The following is a 17,752-nucleotide window of genomic DNA, read 5'->3' on the forward strand; positions in this document are numbered from 1 at the left end:
GTTTTGAAAATCTGGGAAGTCTTGACATTGTCGTTTATGCAGGATGAGCAATGCACCACAAATAAAGAGTGCGACGCAACGAAGATGCCATATATTCTAAAGCCGGGCTCATAAAAATAATGGCCGTTTACCGTTGCTTTTCTGCTATTTACCGAGTTTCTAATACTACGCACAGTACTTTGTATTGCCTACTACCTATTGCTACCAATATCTTTGTGCTTTATTAGTAAGAAGCAATGAACATTGAGAATACACAAAGCCAGATGCGGAAAGGAATATTAGAATATTGTATTCTTTCCATCGTAAAACGAGGAGAGGCTTATCCCAGCGATATTGCGGAGGAAATGAAAGGCGCGGGCATGCATATACTGGAAGGCACATTGTACCCTTTGCTTACCCGGTTAAAAAATGCGGAAATGATTACTTACCGGTGGGAAGAAAGTACTGGCGGACCGCCCAGAAAATATTTTTCACTTACAAAAAAAGGTCAGAACTTTTACCAGGAACTTCAACAAACCTGGGAAGAACTTTCCGGCGCAGTGAATACATTAACCGGCTCCTCTAAATAAAATTACTACCAACCAACAAACAAATATAGAAATGAAACAGATCATTAACATAACACTTGGCGGCAGAAGCATTGCGATTGAAGATGCTGCATACGAAAAAATGCAGGCATACACTAAAAGCCTGCGCGAATACTTTAACAATGAAGAAGGCCGCGACGAAATTGTTGCTGATATTGAAGCGCGCTTTTCAGAATTGATGCATGATAAGATACGTAAAGGAGCGCCGCATATTACCGACGCTGATGTGGACGGGATGATTGCAACAATGGGACGCCCTGAAGATTTTGCTGCTCAGGATAATGCCGGCTCGCAAGGTTATAACCCCAATTTTACCATTAACGAAAAACGCCGGTTATACCGGGATGCCAATAATAAAATGTTGGGCGGTGTGTGTAGCGGAATTGCTAATTGGTTAAACATCGATCCTACTGTGGTGCGAATTTTATTTATCATCGTTTCTTTTGGTGCGTTTGGTAGCGGTATTTTAATTTATATCGCTTTATGGATATTTCTTCCGGCGCGTACGCTTGAAGCCTATAGAGGCAAGCGAATGTTTCGCGATCCCGAAAACAAATGGTTTGGCGGCGTGGCCGGAGGTATAAGTGCCTATTTCAATACTAACGTAAATGCTGTTCGTGGTATAATGGCATTGCCACTTATCATAAGTATACTAAACGGAGTGCTTGGCAATGGACACTTTGGATTTTTTCCCGGCTTCGTTTTTAGCGGCCTAACGGGAACTTTCATTTTTATCTACATCGTGTTGTGGATCGTGTTGCCGGAAGCGTTAACTCCTTATCAGAAAATGGAAATGCGCGGCCAGAATATTGATGTAAATACCATCAAACAAAATGTGCAGCATTCAATGGGCGATATCAATGAACGCCTGAAAAATTGGGGACAGGAAGTAAAAGAATCTGCCGACAACCTGAGTAAAAAAGCAGGCGAGTGGGGCAAGAGTAAAAGCAGCGATCTCGGCAGACAGTTTACTTATGTTCCACCCAAATCCAACCGCGGTATTGGTTATGTTTTTGCAATGATCTTCAAAGCCATCTTTGTTATCATTGGCGGAATCATTGCTGTTTCTTTATTGGCCGTGTTCATCACCGTTTTATTTAGTGGTTTTGCTTTTGCGCCAGTAAACAATTTTTTATGGACAAGTGAAACACAGCAGATGCTGGGTTGGGGCACATTGATCCTTTTTATAGGAGCCCCTGTTGTTGGCCTTGTAATCTGGTTGATCAGAAGAATACTAAATGTGCGCACGCCGGGCAATTACCTGAACTGGACCTTTGGTGGATTATGGGCTATTGGATGGATATGCCTGATGTTCTTCTTGGCAAGCATGTCCAACGATTTTAAAAGATACGAATCTGTTGAAGAAAATGTAGCCATACAACAACCTTCGAATAATAAAATGATCTTTCGCGTAAGCGAACCTGAATTATTTTACGAAGGGAATTTTGGATGGATGAGAGAAAACGATAATGACCTTGATGGGTTTAGTTTGACCGAAGACACGCTTAAATTATCTACAGTTAATCTTGACTTTAACAAAAGCGAAGACAGTTTGTATCATGTAACAATCGTGAAACAATCGATGGGTAAAACAGATAGCGAAGCGCTTGCAAGAGCGAAAAAAATAAAATACTCCGTAAGCTCAATTGATAGTGTGCTTGATTTACCTGCCGGATTTGCTATTGATAAAAGCAGTAAATACAGAGCTCAAAATGTGTTGGTTTTAATTTCAGTTCCTGTTGGTAAAAAAATAAATATTGATGAAACTGTTTTTGATAAACTAAGAGATGCTGATATAGAATTTAACAATGGAGGAAGAAGAGTAAGAAGCTCCAGGTATGTAACTCATAATATCAGAAGGTATCGATCGAACACAGATTACATCATGCAAAGCGACGGCAGTTTTGAAAGTGAAGATGACAAAAAAGAAATCATTGTAAGCTCTGGCACGCCTGGTAGCGATAATTACAGATGGGATGGGGACAGTACGAAAGTAGTACCACCAGCGCCTCCGGCCCCACCCGCTCTTGAATCTGGAACGACCGATTCATCATCTGTTTATCGTTATAACGAAAGCCCTTCACAAAATAAAAGCAAGGAAGAAATAGCAAAAGAGCTGGAACAAAAGCAAAAAGAAATTGAGGAGTTGAAAAAGAAACTTGGGCAATAAACCAATGCCACGAATGCATGAATATGAAGGATAATAATTCGTGCATTCGTGGCATATTCATCACTTACCTTTTAAAACCTATAAGCCAAACCTAAGCCATTTCGTGTCGGCTGTAAAGACATTTGCCCGCCGCCATATTTTTTCATTTTATTATTACCGATCACCCACATAGTAATACCGCCGCCAGTTGATAAAGCGCCAAACGCAATTCCTAAGACGCCGGCAACAATTTTGCTGTCTCCATCTGTCAGATCATCGTAATAATAATCATCATCAAAATCGCCTTCAAAATTACGGCCATCATTTTCATTATTACCCGCAGCAATAAGAGCTGAGCCACCAATGATCAGGCCAGCACCAACACTGGTAAGCACTATACCGGCAGTTCTCATTTTTTTAAACTTCCGATATTTTTCCTCATTATAATTGAAAGTAGCATTTGCATCTGTATTAAAAATGCCAGCCTGATTATTCACAGTTTTTACAGTTACAAAATCACGTTGAAATTGGGATCGATAAGCAATATTGTTTGAATTCTGGGCCTGAGCTACATAGGAACTCATAATTCCTATTACCAGGTTCAGCAGTTGTTTTGTTTTCATTTGTATTTATGTTTTTATGTTAGTTAAAAGTGCGCCAAAAATAATTGATTAAATCATTAGTTGAAAGGTTGCATTTAACCCTATATTTTGCGCATACGATTGTGCAGATTGATAAGCTCCCGTAAGGCTTTACCTACTTTTGTTGTTATTGCTTTTACAAATTCTTTTCATCATTATGTTTCATCATTACCTCTCAAAAAGTTTCTATTTTCTATTATTTATATTGGGATTACAGGCTGCGGTATCAGCCCAAACGACAGTAAAAATAACGGCTGCAAAAACGACAGGTTCAAACAAAGCCGAACTGACGCTTAGCAACAACAGGCATATCCTTATTGATTTTTACGGAGAAAATATATTCCGGCTATTTATCGACAGCGTTGGTAAAACATTCAGAGAACCGGAAGCAAAACCTGCGGCACAGATATTAGTAAATCAGCCCAGAAAGAATGTCGCTCAAATAAAGCTGGTTGATTCCGACGAAACCATTTCCATATCGAGCAAAAACATACATGTAATTTTTGAAAAAGATAATAGTTTATTTAAAATCATCGACGTGCGAACCAACAAGCCAATCGTTGAAACCATTCAACCAGCTCTTTTTGAAAAGAATAGAACTTCATTAGTGCTTAAAGAAAATCCTGATGAATATTTTTTGGTGGTGGTGTGCAAAACGGGCGCTTCTCTCATAAAGGAAAAAAGATCTCTATTGAAAATCAAAACAGCTGGACCGATGGGGGCGTGGCATCTCCTAATCCTTTTTACTGGAGTACCAACGGATACGGCATTATGTGGTACACATATAAAAAGGGAAAGTACGATTTCGGATCTGAGCAAAAAGGTCAGGTAAATTTATATCATGAAACAGATTATTTAGATCTGTTTTTTATGATTGATAATAGCGTAGTTCCATTGCTTAATGATTTTTATCAGCTTACAGGCCATCCTGTGCTGTTACCAAAGTTTGCTTTTTATCAGGGACATCTCAATGCTTACAATCGTGATTACTGGAAAGAAGACAGCGCAGGTATTCTTTTTGAAGATGAAAAAAATATAAAGAAAGTCAGAAAGATAATGGCGGTATCAAAGAATCATTGAATGGAGAATTGAAAAACAATTACCAGTTTTCGGCAAGGGCTGTTATCGACAGATATAAAAATGCAGATATGCCTTTGGGCTGGATTCTTCCCAACGATGGATATGGTGCGGGTTACGGACAAACAGGAACTTTAGACAGCAATATCCTCAACCTAAAAAATTTCGGCGATTATGCCAGAAAAAATGGTGTTCAAATTGGATTGTGGACGCAGAGCGACCTGCATCCTAAAGAAGGCGTCAGCGCTTTGCTACAGCGCGATATTTTAAAGGAAGTAAAAGATGCCGGCGTGCGTGTGTTAAAAACCGATGTAGCATGGGTTGGCGCCGGTTATTCTTTCGGCTTAAACGGTGTGGCTGATGTAGCGCAGATCACCTCTAAATATGGAAATAACGCCAGACCTTTTATTATTTCTTTAGACGGATGGGCCGGAACACAGCGCTACGCCAGCATTTGGACAGGCGATCAAACCGGCGGCCAATGGGAATATATTCGTTTTCATATTCCAACTTATATAGGCTCAGGACTTTCGGGGCAGCCTAATATTACTTCCGACATGGATGGAATTTTTGGCGGTAAAAATATCCCTATCAATGTTCGCGATTTTCAATGGAAAGCTTTTACGCCCATGCAATTGAATATGGATGGCTGGGGCTCTAATCCCAAGTATCCGCATGCATTGGGAGAGCCTGCTACATCCATCAACAGAAATTATTTAAAACTAAAATCTGAATTATTGCCATATAGCTATTCTATTGCGAAGCAGGCTGTAAACGGCATGCCAATGATAAAGGCCATGTTTCTTGAAGAATCGAATACATATACTTTAGGCGCAGCCACTAAATACCAGTTTATGTATGGGCCTTATTTTTTGGTAGCTCCTGTTTATCAAGATACCAAAGCAGATAAAGAAGGCAACGATATACGCAATGGCATTTATTTACCCAAAGGTGAATGGATCGATTATTATACCGGAGAAAAATATGAAGGCGATCGCATCATTAACTATTTTGACGCCCCGCTTTGGAAACTGCCTGTTTTTGTAAAGCCTGGCGCTATTATTCCAATGGTGAATGCCAATAACAACCCTTCGCAGATAAATAAAGGGCTGCGCATTTATGAATTATATCCATCCGGAAGCACATCTTTTACAGAGTACAATGATGATGGATTGACAGAAAATTATAAATTAAATAAAGGTACGGAAACCCAAATCACAACTTCGGTTGATGGAAAGCAAAATGTTTCTATTGCCATCAATGCTACGAAAGGCGATTTCGAAGGTTTTGAGAAGCATAAAGAAACGATTCTGAAAATAAACACATCGCATCCAACCGGAAAAATAAAAGTTAGAATAAGTGGTAAAAGAGTAAAGCTCAAACCTGTTACATCTGATGAGGCATTTGCTTCCCACGCCAATGTTTATTATTATGATACAAAGCCAGGTCTGAATTCATTTGCAACAAAGGGAAGTGATTTTGAAAAAACAATGATTACTAAAAACCCTCAATTGCTGATTAAGCTGGCCAAAACAGATATAACTAAATCCGATATAAACATCCAAATAAAAAAATATGCCTTTGCTATTGATAACAAATACAAACAAACAAGCGGAGATCTTATAGCACCGGAAAATGCAAATGTTCCCGACTCTAATATTAAAGCGTTCACTTTAACTCCATTGTGGAGACCAACACGCAATGCTGATTTTTATGAGATTGAATTTAATAATATGCTCTACTCTCATATAAAAGACACAGCGTTTTTGTTTGACGAACTACAGCCAGAGCAAGCTTACCATTTTAAATTAAGAGCAGCGAACAAAACCGGATATTCGGACTGGACAATGATTACAGCGGAAACAAAAGTGAATCCTTTACAGTTTGCAATAAAAGGCATTGTAGGCCGCAGCACTGCTGCGTCTCAAGGCGGAGAAGGGGTTAATAAATTATTCGATTTTGATGAAAGCAACAACTGGCATACAAAATATGGCATCAACGCCATACCGTTTGACCTTGTGATAGATTTGAAAAGTGTAAACCAAGTTGATAAGCTGCAATATATTCCACGCATCAGTGGCAAAAATGGTTTAATCACTAAAGGGAAGATCTATTATAGCATGGATAAAAAATCCTGGACAGAAGCAGGCGACATTAGTTGGAAAGCAGATAATGATATAAAAGAATTTGCTTTTGCTGGCAAGCCTACCGTGAGGTATATCAAATTGAGCGTTGCGGAAGGCATTGGCAACTTCGGCTCTGGCAGAGAAATCTATGTATTCAAAGTACCCGGAAGCTCCAGCTATATTCCCGGAGATATTAATAACGATGGCAAGATTGACAACAACGATCTGACATCTTACACAAACTATACTGGCTTGAGAAAAGGTGACGGCGATTTTGAGGGATATATTAGTAATGGCGATATCAATAAAAATAATTTGATTGACGCTTTTGATATTTCTAATGTTACCACACAACTCGAAGACGGCGTGAGTGCGGATTCTATAGCAAAGCTTAGCGGTAAACTTGAACTGCACACTAATAAGACTTCGTATAAAACCGGCGATATTATTGAAATCAAAGTATCCGGCGTAAACCTTGCCAGCGTAAATGCTTTAAGTTTCGCTTTGCCTTACGATGCGCAGGATTATGAATATGTTGGGACAACTACACTTCAAACTAAAGAAATGGAAAACCTGACTTATGACAGATTACATACAAGCGGAACAAAAGCGTTGTATCTTACATTTGTAAATATTGGAGATAAGGATCCGCTTACCGGAAATGAAGATCTCTTTATCATTAAATTTAAAGTTAAAAAAGATGTGCAGTTTGATCTAAAAGCGATAGAAGGAATATTGGTTGATAAAGATTTGAATACCCTTGCGTTTTAACAACGCTTTTCATAGCCCACCATTTAAATGGTGGGCTATGAAAAATAGTTGAGCCGAATAAAATTTCTAATCGGCTCAAAAAAATCGCATTTTTAAGCCGATTATCTTTCCACTTCAAACTTATACATTCCCGAACCTGCTTCAACAACAACATATTCAGCTTCTTTTCCAACTACCTTAATATCCTTTACAGCAGATAATGCTTTACCATTCTCTTTTATTTTTTCAGCATCGGTTGCAGGAATATAAATGGTTGCCTTTGTATTAGCCGGAACTTCCGATTGCATTTCAAATCGGGTGCTATCCATATTCCAGCTATTGCTTAATGTGCCGTAATAAGTTTTCAGGCTGGCTTTTGCATGAGCAAAACCGCCGCCAGGATGAGGTTTTATAAGAATATGTTTGTAGCCTGGGCCGTCTTCATAAGTATCAATACCCACCATTTTGCGATACATCCAGTCGCCGATAGCGCCATACGCATAATGGTTAAATGAGTTCATGCCTGGTGTTTGAAAAGTGCTATCAGGCTTCATGCCATCCCATCTTTCCCAAATAGTTGTAGCGCCCATTTTTACAGGGTACAACCACGAAGGATATGATTCCTGTAACAACAATTTGTAAGCTATATCATTATAGCTATAACGTGTAAGAACGTGACATAAATACGGAGTTCCCAAAAACCCTGTTGTAAGATGATTGCCGTAGCTCTTCACATTTTCAGCAAGTCTTTCTGCTGCCTGCTTGCGCAATGCTTCGGGAAGCATGTCAAACTGAAGCGTTAACACATAAGCTGTTTGTGTACTTGAAATCAGACGTCCGGATGGGGTTACATATTCCTTATTGAAAGCCGCTTTTATTTTTTGAAGCAATTCGGTATATGCTGCAACATCGGCATCCAACTTCAATACTTTTGCAGCATTGATCATTAGTTGCACAGAGTTTGCATAAAAACACTGAGCGATCAAATATTTATCAGTTACCGCACTGCGTCCGTCGTTATCATCAAAAGGGCGATAGAAAAGCCAGTCTCCAAAATGCCCACCTGTATTCCACAGATCATCTTTAGTACTGCGGCGCACGCTTTCTACAAAAGCCTTCATGCTGCTGTATTGTGTTTGCAAAACCCGCTTGTCGCCATAAGCAACATACATACCCCACGGAATGATCGTAGCAACATCAGCCCAACCTGCGCTGTTGCCATCTTTGCCTAAAACATTCGGAATTACATGGGGCACCAGGCCGTCAATCTGATCAGCTTCAACATCGCGCATCCATTTAGCAAAAAAGCTGTTCACATTCATATTGAATGAAGCCGTTCTGAAGAAAGCCTGTGCATCGCCCGTCCAGCCAAGTCGTTCATCGCGCTGCGGACAATCGGTTGGCACATCCAGAAAGTTCCCTTTCTGTCCCCACTCAATGTTATGTTGTAACTGATTGATCAATTTGTTGGAAGTAGTAAAAGTTCCCGTTTCAGGCATAGCGGAATATAAAGCAACCGCTTCGAAATTATCTGCATTCAATGTTCCCGGATAACCATCCACTTTTACATACCTAAACCCCTGCCAGGTAAAATGAGGATGGAACACTTCTTGCCCTCCTCCTTTTAAGATATAACTGTTTTGTGCTTTTGCCGCACGAAGATTTTCTGTATAAAAATTGCCTTTCTTGTCCAGCACTTCTGCGTGAGAAAGCGTTACAGAATCGCCTGCTTTACCTGTTATTTTTATTTGTACCCAACCAACAAGGTTTTGTCCAAAATCTATTACCTGCTCACCTGCCGGGGTTTTAAATATTTTTACAGGCTTGAATGTTTCATGTTTTTTTACCGCCTCATTTACGGTAGCCACTATATTTGAAAGCGGATAGTCTTTCACCTGAACGTTTGCCCATCCGGCATCATCATAAGAACTCAACTTCCAGTTTCCTTTTTCTTTTCTGGCATCAATGGTTTCTCCATTGTATATCTGCGAATAAGCAATAGCGCCTGTTTCAGATTTCCAGCTATCATCTGTAACGATAATATCCGATGTTCCATCAGCATAGTCTACATGAACCTGGATTAACAAGCCAAGTATCTTTCCATAAATATTACCGTTGTTCTGCCATCCTAAAACACTTCGATACCAACCGTTGCCCAATTCAGCACCAAGGATATTTTTTCCATTTTGCATAATGCCGGTTACATCATAAGCCTGGTACTGAAGCCTTTTATTATAAGATGTCCATCCGGGTGTTAGCCAAGCATCGCCAATTCTTTTACCATTAAGATATGCTTCATACATGCCGTGTGCTGTAATGTAGGCAGTAGCTGCTTTTATTTTTTTGAAGTATTAAATGTTTTTCTGAAAAGTTGGCTGGGCCTGTATTCCGGATCTTCTGCTATTCCTGACTCGATCCATTTTGCTTTCCAGTCACTTTGGTTGAGCAAACCCATTTGAAAAGATGCAGGCGTACTCCAGGCTGAATTTTTTCCATGATTGTCCCAGACTCTTACCTGCCACTGATATCTTTCATTACTCAATAAAGGATTTCCTTTATAAGCTACATGTACCGATGAATCTGCCGCAACTTTTCCTGAATTCCATACGGTGTTTTTTCCGTTGGTTACTTTTATCTCATAAGCGGTTTGCAGGGTATTTCGTTGTTTATTTTGTATTTCCCAGCTAAAGCGCGGTTGAGCTGTGCCTAAGCCAACAGGTTCAGGTTTGTTTTCAACTAATAACTCATGTACCGAAGATTGAGCATGTGCAGACGACAATCCTGCACATAAGGCAAGTAACAAAACAGTTTGCTTCATTTTACTCTTTTTGAAGTTTAGAATAAAGTATGGCTTTCCAGAAATAGATATAGAAAAAAGACAAGCAAAGCCTAAAGCACTAAGATAGCTTCATTTATGATTGAACTATCCTGTACTGTCTGTCTGTTAAATATGTAGAATAAAAGTAATTTCATAAGTCGAGTTTTGTAGTCACTTCACCGCAGACAATCTTAACTAATATTATCCAAAATAAAGAGGGTTAATAGCTTTTTTGTTATAAACAAAAAGGTAGTTTTTTATAATATACTCTAGTCGAGACGACGAAATATTAATATCTTTAATTGCAAAAACTACAGCTTTCTTCTTTTGAGTTATTAGACCTTTTTGTATAACCGAAAATTTTTCCACTTTGGAAAAGCCTTGCCCTATATCGTCCCATATATATATTTTGAAGACATTTTCCCAATTTATAACTCCCGTTTTTTTAGTCCATATACCTTTAGCAGACAATGTAAATTTCTTAGCTGGCGCTATTGTTTTATATAGAAAATACAAGCCAATTAGACTTTCTATTGCTACAATAATAGAAAGTTTGACCTTTGCGAAAATACTAGTGGAAGAAATGTAAATTAGTCCAACACAGCAAAAAATAAGAATAGCGTTCTGCATTCTGGAGCCGGTGATTATCATTTCCTCTGGCAATGTGTAATCATATGATATTGCAGGCTTATAAACCGGATTTCTTAATGCCCTATCTTCCCAAAGTTGTTTTATAAGTTCCTTATCATGTTTACTGCCTATTATCCATTTCGAAGGGAATCCTGTACTGAAAAGCTGGCTTTCAATTCTACTTTTCAAGGCGTGCACATCTGCAACATTTTTCAAAGCCCAAATTTCCCATTTAAGGGTGCAATACATGCCGGTTAAAATCGCTAAAATAAAAGAGCCCACTATTGTTATGATTCCCCACAGCGGAGCAATGCTAAACAGCGTGCTCATTATTATCATAATAATCATTGGAAAACACAGCACAATACAAACAGGTAACGCAATCATCATACCTGCCTTCTTAACAGCTTGTGAAACGGTTACAAATTCCATTGCAAAACAAAAAATTAAAGCATGTTATCTATTCTTCTTCCTTTTCATTAAGCGATTTCCATAAAGCATCTTTTAGCTCCATTAATCCTTTTTGTGCAACAGAAGAAATAAAATAATGAGGAATATTATTTGGCATTTCCTCGCTGATGGCCTGTTTTAGCTCATCATCCAGCATATCGCTTTTGCTGATAGCGATCAGCATTTCTTTGTGCAGTAATTCTTCATTGTATTGTTCCAGTTCGTTCAATAACACTTCAAACTCTTTTCGATGATCATCGCTGTCGGCTGGAATCAGGAAAAGCAATACCGGGTTGCGTTCTATATGTCTTAAAAAACGATGTCCCAGGCCACGACCTTCTGCCGCTCCTTCAATAATTCCCGGAAGATCGGCAATACAAAAACTTCGCCCATCGCGATATTCTACAATTCCTAAATTAGGAGTAATCGTGGTAAACGCATAATCAGCAATTTTAGGCTTTGCTGCTGTAATTACCGAAAGTAAAGTAGATTTACCGGCATTAGGAAAACCCACCAAACCCACGTCAGCCAACACTTTTAGCTCCAATACTTTCCAGCCTTCTACCCCGGGCAAACCGGGTTGTGCATGTTCCGGAGCCTGATTTGTTGGTGTTGCAAAGTTGTGATTTCCTAATCCGCCTTTACCGCCTGGCAGCCAAATAACCTGCTCCCCGTCTTCCAGTATCTCTACTTCTTTTTCGCCTGTTTCTTCATCCATAACAACAGTTCCAAGCGGCACTTCAAGAATAATGTCTTTTCCGCTTCGGCCGGTGCATTTGTTATGCCCGCCGCTTTCACCATCTTCCGCTAATACGTTTTTATGATAACGCAAGTGCAACAAAGTCCACAGGTTGCGGTTACCTCTCAAAATAATATGCGCACCACGCCCACCGTCACCACCGTCGGGTCCACCTTTTGCAGTGAACTTATCTCTTAAAAAATGTTTGATACCGGTGCCGCCATGCCCGCTCCTGCAAAAAACACGTATCTGGTCTACAAAATTGCTTTTCTCCACGTTCTATAAAAATTGATATGCGGCAAAGATAAGCCTAAGGCTTAAAGACGCGGATAAAAGCTAAAAGTGTTGCTGAAGATCACTGAACACCTACGTAATTAAAACCCCGATCCGTGAACTGGTAAACAAGGAACTTTTTTGTTACCTGCTCCTTCTCATCTACCAAAGGGATGAGTAACTTCTTTTTTCTTTGTCGTAAGTAATTAACTCCAGCGCCGCTCAGGACGATCCACAACGCTAAAAAAATCAAAATCGACAGGTATTGTATGCAGTGTTTTCGTTTTTGTGTGGAAAATAGAACTTTTGCTTAGGTTATTGCCGTTAATAGCATAAGCCGTAACTGTTTGACTAGAATATTTAGTTGAAAAAATACTATTAGTAATTACCAGGTAATGAGGTTTATTACGAATATGAACAGTAAATATTTTAGAGCAAAAGCTTCCAAAATCTTCGGGTGTATTTGGCGAAACTTCAGAGTAGACCTTGCCATTTGCCTTCCATTGACGAATAGTTTTAAACATGTGGGCCGTTCCGCCTTGCCAGGTATCCCAGCTATATGTTTTTAGCTTTTGATCTGGTGAAATTCTTATAAAACCAATACCGCGGCCTGTTAGCTTTTCAAATTTATGGTTAAAAGTAGCAGGATTATTGGTGATCAATTTGATAAAAGTTTTTTCGAATGCTTCCGAATAAAAATATGTGCTGTCGAAATTGGATCCCCGAAATTGTAAGAGTTTACTATACAGCGCGGCACACTTAGCCTCTTCATTAGCGATGTTGATTTGGGCAAACCCGTTGATGTTAACAACAAGGCAAACCAAAACAAGCAGGATTATTTTTTTGTAGGTAAGCATCATAGGTTAGAATATTTTAGCTACAATTTTTTTATCAACTTATCAATTCGCCTTTTATTCTCCTGTTGTAATAGTGAGGGATATAAATTCATTAGTATGTTTATCAAGATAATAATCAAACCAAGTAAGTAGTGAAAATTAAAAAATTTTACTAAGGCAAAAATAGTTACGAAACTAAATCCGATTAAATGATCTATTTCAGAAATTGTCATTTCATTTCGTAATTTATTTAAATCGGCCTTTTCAACTTTCCTTTTTAGTTTAAGCTTTTGATTAAAAAATTTAAAAAATGTATTTTTTACAATCCACTTGAAAGCACCAAGCCCAATAAGTTGGTTCAGCTTTTCACTTTTAATAAAATTTAGATTTGATAAACCTCTGTCATAGCATTTTGTTTTTCTTATAACAGCATTTATAGTCATTCCAACTATCCAGGAAATAAATGATATTGAAATACTAAATGTTAGATATTTATATATCACCGCATTTAAAATTGTAGTTATTGGTTAACAATTTTGCACAATTGTTAAAGAGTGCGATTCGAAAAGCTCAGGATAAACTACCACGATTTTGTGCCTCATCCGGCCTTCAGCCACCTTCTCCTAAAGGAGAAGGAAGACGGAAATGGAGTTTAAATATAATCGGGACGATAAACCGAGCGTGGCAATACCGTTGATAGTAGCACTGAAGCCGGGACAAAAAATTGCCTTACTTTTTTCAGCCGTGTCTAACTTAATATTATCTCTTACCTGCCGCCAATAATCACGGCCATAAGAAACAAATATTTCACTACCCGCCGGAATGTTGGCTTTAGCTTTTATAAAAACCCTATTGTCCTCTTCATGATATTCCGCATTGTTCTTTAATCCACGAACACGTGTAAGGCCCGCTGCATCATTAGCATAGCGCCCCAAAGATTTCAGGTCTTTAGAAGCATCAATTACATTTTCATCATCAATGTAATAAATGTAGGGATTGTCTGCATCATCTTCCACCTCAGCCCAGGTAGCCCGGCGGCCAATATATTCAGTTATAACAGAGCCTTTGGGCACATCAACCGCAATAAATAATCCTTTTCCAGACTGAGGGATGGTTGAGGCTTTTACTTTCAAATGTTTTGCAGGTAAACTCATGCAGCGAATAAATTTGGATGCGAATATATTGTAATTGGTTGACAAGTTGATATGTTGACAGGTTAACATGATATGTTCCTTTTCAACTTATCAACTTGTAAACTTATCAACTTAACAACGTAATTTTAAAACATGCATGCATCATTGACTATCTCCCGAATTGAGCTCCATAAAATATCTGTTCCCCTAAAGGAACCATTCATTATTTCACTTGGACCTATTTACAGCGCAGATAATGTAGTGGTGGTAATTCATACAGAGCAAGGACTCGCCGGCTGGGGCGAGTGCAGCCCGTTTATGAGCATTAATGGCGAAACTGCTGAAACGGGTTTGGTTGTAGCTGGTTATTTTGAAAAGGCATGGTTGGGTAAGAACGCATTAGAAATGGAGCAACGCATCAACGAACTGGATAGCCTCATATATGGCAACAACAGTATCAAAAGCGCTTTTGATATGGCGCTTTACGATCTGGCTTCTAAAAATGCAGGCATACCATTGTATCAATTTTTGGGAGGAAGTAAATTTAAAATTATTGCCACAGATTACACCGTAAGCATTGGCGATGCAACAAAGATGGCAGCAGATGCGTTAAAAATTAAAGAAAATGGATTTCCTGTTATCAAAGTTAAAATAGGTAAAAATGGTTCTGAAGATGTGCAGCGCATCAAAGCAATACGGGAAGCTGTTGGATACGACATTCCTATTCGTGTAGACGCTAATCAGGGCTGGGGATTTGATGAAGCCATTGAAACATTAAAAGCACTGGCTCCTTACAATATTCAACACTGCGAAGAGCCCCTGCCGCGTTGGGCTTTTATGCAATTACCCGAAATAAGGAAACAAAGCCCTATCCTAATTATGAGCGATGAAACCTGTTGTGACCATAATGATGTGCAACGCTTAATAGATTTAAAAGCCTGCGATCTGATCAATATTAAACTGGGCAAAAGCGGCGGTATTTTTAAAGCATTAAAAATGATACAGCTTGCAGAAGCTGCAGGTATGAAAATACAGATCGGAGCCTTTCTCGAATCACGCATTGGTATGACAACCTTTGCTCATCTGGCTTTATGCAGCGACAATATTGTCTATTTTGATTTTGATACGGCGCTGATGTTTAGCGAAGACCTGGTGGAAGGTGGTATCATTTATAAACAAAATGGTGTTATTGAATTGCCAGACGAGCCGGGTATTGGAGCGAGATTAAAATAACTTTGCTGAAAGAATTAATGGTTCTATCTTAATATTTAATTGTGGATTACATCAGAGAATATAAAAAATTTGTAACAAGTTATTATTTTAACGAAGCCATCCGTATCACCATCGGAGTTACATTGCCAGCGATTGCTTTCAGTTATTTTGATAAACTGGAAACAGGTTTAATACTTTCCATTGGGGCAATGGCCGTAAGTGTTTCTGACATTCCGGGGCCTATTCACCAGCGCCGCAACGGCATGCTCGCAACTGCATTGCTTATTTTTTTGTATCTGTTATAACAGGTTTTATAAACCATCACGTATTACTACTTGGGGCAGGGATTGCTGTTTTTTGTTTTTTGCTGAATATAATTGGTGCGTACGGATCGCGCATTAATTCAATCGGATTTGCAGGCATTTTGATCATGATTCTTACGCTTGACATGCAAGGCGATGGCTGGGCCGTTCTTATTCATGGCTTATATCTGCTTGCCGGCGGTTTGTGGTATATGATGTTAAGCCTGGCTCTATTTGGTGTAAGACCATACAAAATTATTCAACAAGCGCTTGGAGATAATATCATCGCGATTGGAGATTATTTTGGTACGCGCGCACTCTTTTATGACAAGGGAACGGACTACGACAAGATCTACAAAATGCTGATGGAGCAACAGCAGCAAATTCAGGATAAGCAAACATTATTGCGCGAAATGCTTTTTAAAAGCAGGAACATTGTTAAAGAATCTACCGTAACGGGACGCACTTTGCTGATCATATTTGTTGAGTCCATTGATCTTTTCGAAAAATCTTCCGCAACCTTCTACAATTATGACGCAATGCATAAGCGTTTTGACGATAGTGGAATATTGAGCTCCTTTCAGCGAATGGTGTATGTAATTGTAGACGAACTGCACCAGATCGGACTTTCTGTGCAAAGCGCCGCCCACCAAAAGCATCGCGAAAACTGAATAATGAATTAAAACTGCTTCAAACGGAATATGAAGCATTTGTAAAAAAATATCGGACACCGGAAACATTTGACTCACTTTCAAACATGCGCAAGCTTTTACAATCAGTGGAAGAGATCACACTTCGCATTTATACTTTACATCATTACACTCGCTATGACCGTAAAAAAATAAAGGAATATAAACTATCAGGCGGTTATGAGCACTTTGTAACAAAAACCGATTTGGATATTGAGATCCTCAAAGAAAATTTTTCTTTAAAATCAAATAGTTTCCGGCATGCAGTAAGGGTTACACTTGCCTGTGTCCTTGGGTATGTGGTAGCGCATCTACTGCAACTACAACACAGCTATTGGGTATTGCTCACCATCATCGTTATTCTAAAACCTACTTATAGTGTTACACGACAAAGAAATTATCAAAGGCTTATAGGCACATTTGTTGGGGCTTTAGGCGGATTGACTTTATTATTTCTTGTTCCAACACAAAACGGGAAATTTGCGGCAATGATCATCCTGATGATCATAACGTATAGTTTCATGCGAACCAAATACCTGATCAGCGTTATTTTCATGACGGCCTATATTATGATCTTTTTCTACCTTCTTAACAGCCACAGTTTTTATGAGATCTTCAAAAGCCGCCTTATTGATACAACGGTTGGCTCTATCATCGCTTTCATTGCGGCATATATATTAGTGCCTTCATGGGAAAAAACACAGCTTAACACTTATGTTACAAAAGCACTGCAGGCATCGAAGCATTACTTTGAAATGGTCGCCACCACTTTTGCCACAAACGTACTGATTGATTTGGATTATAAGCTGAGCCGCAAGGAAGCGTTTATTGAACAAGCTAATTTATCAGGTGGGTTTACACGTATGATGAATGAACCCAAAAGCAAACAAGGCGACATCAAAAAATACATCAAATGGTGGTGTTGATTTATACGCTTAATTCCCATATCGTATCACTGGCAGGCTTTGCAAGAAGTTTTACGAATAAATACGAGAACGAAGATTTTCATTCTATAAAAGATGATATTATTGCCGAACTAAACGAAGCTTTATTATTAATAGAACACAAGGAAGTGCAGGAGACATCACATAACGCACCTTCTGAACTTAAAGACGAATTGGAAGAACTGGTTTCAAAAAGAAGAAGAGAATTGCAGCAAGGCCTTATTGACACTGAAACAAGAAACGTACTTGTAGAGTTTAAGCCTGTTGTAGATCAGTTTTTATTTATCAGCCGAATTACCGGAGATATAAAAAAACTGGCTAAAGATTTTGGATAATAACCTAATGTAATCTTAAACATTTTTAACGCAAAGTTCGCAAAGAAGTATTCCTGCTCTT

At 38.9% G+C, this 17,752-nt stretch carries 18 protein-coding genes; 10 read left to right on the top strand and 8 right to left on the bottom strand.

Features of this window, described 5'->3' with window-relative positions; all coding sequences use genetic code 11:
• Window positions 1-236: 236 nt before the first annotated feature.
• Both MKP09_RS17265 and MKP09_RS17270 read left to right on the top strand, forming a co-directional pair.
• The gene (locus tag MKP09_RS17265; protein ID WP_240831571.1) at window positions 237-569 is read left to right on the top strand and encodes a PadR family transcriptional regulator; all 333 of its coding nucleotides are present in this window, start codon (window positions 237-239) and stop codon (window positions 567-569) included.
• Window positions 570-600: 31 nt separating this feature from the next.
• A complete protein-coding gene (locus tag MKP09_RS17270; RefSeq protein WP_240831572.1) occupies window positions 601-2,757 on the top strand; it encodes a PspC domain-containing protein in 2,157 nt (718 codons plus the stop codon).
• Window positions 2,758-2,828: 71 nt separating this feature from the next.
• Here MKP09_RS17270 and MKP09_RS17275 read toward each other — a convergent pair whose 3' ends face one another.
• Window positions 2,829-3,359 (bottom strand): hypothetical protein, encoded by a 531-nt coding sequence (locus MKP09_RS17275; RefSeq protein WP_240831573.1) that lies wholly within the window; start codon window positions 3,357-3,359, stop codon window positions 2,829-2,831.
• A 175-nt stretch (window positions 3,360-3,534) separates the two neighbouring features.
• On the opposite strand from MKP09_RS17275, the gene MKP09_RS28915 reads away from it, so the two are divergent.
• The 3 genes from MKP09_RS28915 to MKP09_RS17290 are packed head-to-tail and all read left to right on the top strand — an operon-like array spanning window position 3,535 to window position 7,351.
• The gene (locus tag MKP09_RS28915) at window positions 3,535-4,209 is read left to right on the top strand and encodes a hypothetical protein (RefSeq protein ID WP_240831574.1); all 675 of its coding nucleotides are present in this window, start codon (window positions 3,535-3,537) and stop codon (window positions 4,207-4,209) included.
• Between the two features lie 38 nt (window positions 4,210-4,247).
• On the top strand, window positions 4,248-4,457 hold the full coding sequence (locus MKP09_RS17285; protein ID WP_240831575.1) for a hypothetical protein: 210 nt from the start codon (window positions 4,248-4,250) through the stop codon (window positions 4,455-4,457).
• Between the two features lie 8 nt (window positions 4,458-4,465).
• Complete coding sequence (locus tag MKP09_RS17290) at window positions 4,466-7,351, top strand: TIM-barrel domain-containing protein (RefSeq protein WP_240831576.1); 2,886 nt, start codon at window positions 4,466-4,468, stop codon at window positions 7,349-7,351.
• 101 nt (window positions 7,352-7,452) lie between these two features.
• Here MKP09_RS17290 and MKP09_RS17295 read toward each other — a convergent pair whose 3' ends face one another.
• The 7 genes from MKP09_RS17295 to MKP09_RS17320 form a co-directional block, all read right to left on the bottom strand.
• Window positions 7,453-9,633, bottom strand: a complete 2,181-nt coding sequence (locus MKP09_RS17295; protein ID WP_240831577.1) for an alpha-L-rhamnosidase — start codon at window positions 9,631-9,633, stop codon at window positions 7,453-7,455.
• Window positions 9,634-9,665: 32 nt separating this feature from the next.
• Window positions 9,666-10,148 carry a glycoside hydrolase family 78 protein gene (locus MKP09_RS17300; RefSeq protein WP_240831578.1) on the bottom strand — a complete coding sequence of 161 codons (483 nt, stop codon included), beginning with the start codon at window positions 10,146-10,148 and terminating at the stop codon, window positions 9,666-9,668.
• 201 nt (window positions 10,149-10,349) lie between these two features.
• Entirely contained in the window at window positions 10,350-11,210 is an 861-nt protein-coding gene (locus tag MKP09_RS17305) for a hypothetical protein (RefSeq protein WP_240831579.1), read from the bottom strand.
• 28 nt (window positions 11,211-11,238) lie between these two features.
• The gene (gene obgE, locus MKP09_RS17310; protein ID WP_240831580.1) at window positions 11,239-12,243 is read right to left on the bottom strand and encodes a GTPase ObgE; all 1,005 of its coding nucleotides are present in this window, start codon (window positions 12,241-12,243) and stop codon (window positions 11,239-11,241) included.
• 203 nt (window positions 12,244-12,446) lie between these two features.
• Window positions 12,447-13,100: a hypothetical protein gene (locus MKP09_RS17315; protein ID WP_240831581.1), complete on the bottom strand. Its 654-nt coding sequence runs from the start codon at window positions 13,098-13,100 to the stop codon at window positions 12,447-12,449.
• A gap of 17 nt (window positions 13,101-13,117) precedes the next feature.
• The gene (locus MKP09_RS28325) at window positions 13,118-13,519 is read right to left on the bottom strand and encodes a glycosyl-4,4'-diaponeurosporenoate acyltransferase CrtO family protein (RefSeq protein WP_394801126.1); all 402 of its coding nucleotides are present in this window, start codon (window positions 13,517-13,519) and stop codon (window positions 13,118-13,120) included.
• 180 nt (window positions 13,520-13,699) lie between these two features.
• Window positions 13,700-14,230: an SET domain-containing protein gene (locus MKP09_RS17320; protein ID WP_240831582.1), complete on the bottom strand. Its 531-nt coding sequence runs from the start codon at window positions 14,228-14,230 to the stop codon at window positions 13,700-13,702.
• Between the two features lie 132 nt (window positions 14,231-14,362).
• Between MKP09_RS17320 and MKP09_RS17325 the strand changes: the two genes are divergently transcribed.
• From MKP09_RS17325 to MKP09_RS17345, 5 genes are all read left to right on the top strand, one after another.
• Window positions 14,363-15,442: a mandelate racemase/muconate lactonizing enzyme family protein gene (locus MKP09_RS17325; protein WP_240831583.1), complete on the top strand. Its 1,080-nt coding sequence runs from the start codon at window positions 14,363-14,365 to the stop codon at window positions 15,440-15,442.
• A gap of 41 nt (window positions 15,443-15,483) precedes the next feature.
• Window positions 15,484-15,726 (top strand): hypothetical protein, encoded by a 243-nt coding sequence (locus MKP09_RS17330; protein ID WP_240831584.1) that lies wholly within the window; start codon window positions 15,484-15,486, stop codon window positions 15,724-15,726.
• An 8-nt stretch (window positions 15,727-15,734) separates the two neighbouring features.
• Window positions 15,735-16,394, top strand: coding sequence for a YccS/YhfK family membrane protein (locus tag MKP09_RS17335; protein WP_240833294.1), 660 nt, complete (start codon window positions 15,735-15,737; stop codon window positions 16,392-16,394).
• Between the two features lie 86 nt (window positions 16,395-16,480).
• The gene (locus MKP09_RS17340; protein WP_240831585.1) at window positions 16,481-17,338 is read left to right on the top strand and encodes an FUSC family protein; all 858 of its coding nucleotides are present in this window, start codon (window positions 16,481-16,483) and stop codon (window positions 17,336-17,338) included.
• A complete protein-coding gene (locus tag MKP09_RS17345; protein WP_240831586.1) occupies window positions 17,326-17,691 on the top strand; it encodes a hypothetical protein in 366 nt (121 codons plus the stop codon). The genes MKP09_RS17340 and MKP09_RS17345 overlap by 13 nt, the downstream gene beginning before the upstream one ends.
• The last annotated feature ends 61 nt before the right edge of the window (window positions 17,692-17,752 follow it).

Origin of the sequence: Paraniabella ginsengisoli, assembly GCF_022513635.1 — a bacterium.
In the GTDB taxonomy this organism is placed as follows: Bacteria; Bacteroidota; Bacteroidia; order Chitinophagales; family Chitinophagaceae; genus Niabella; species Niabella ginsengisoli.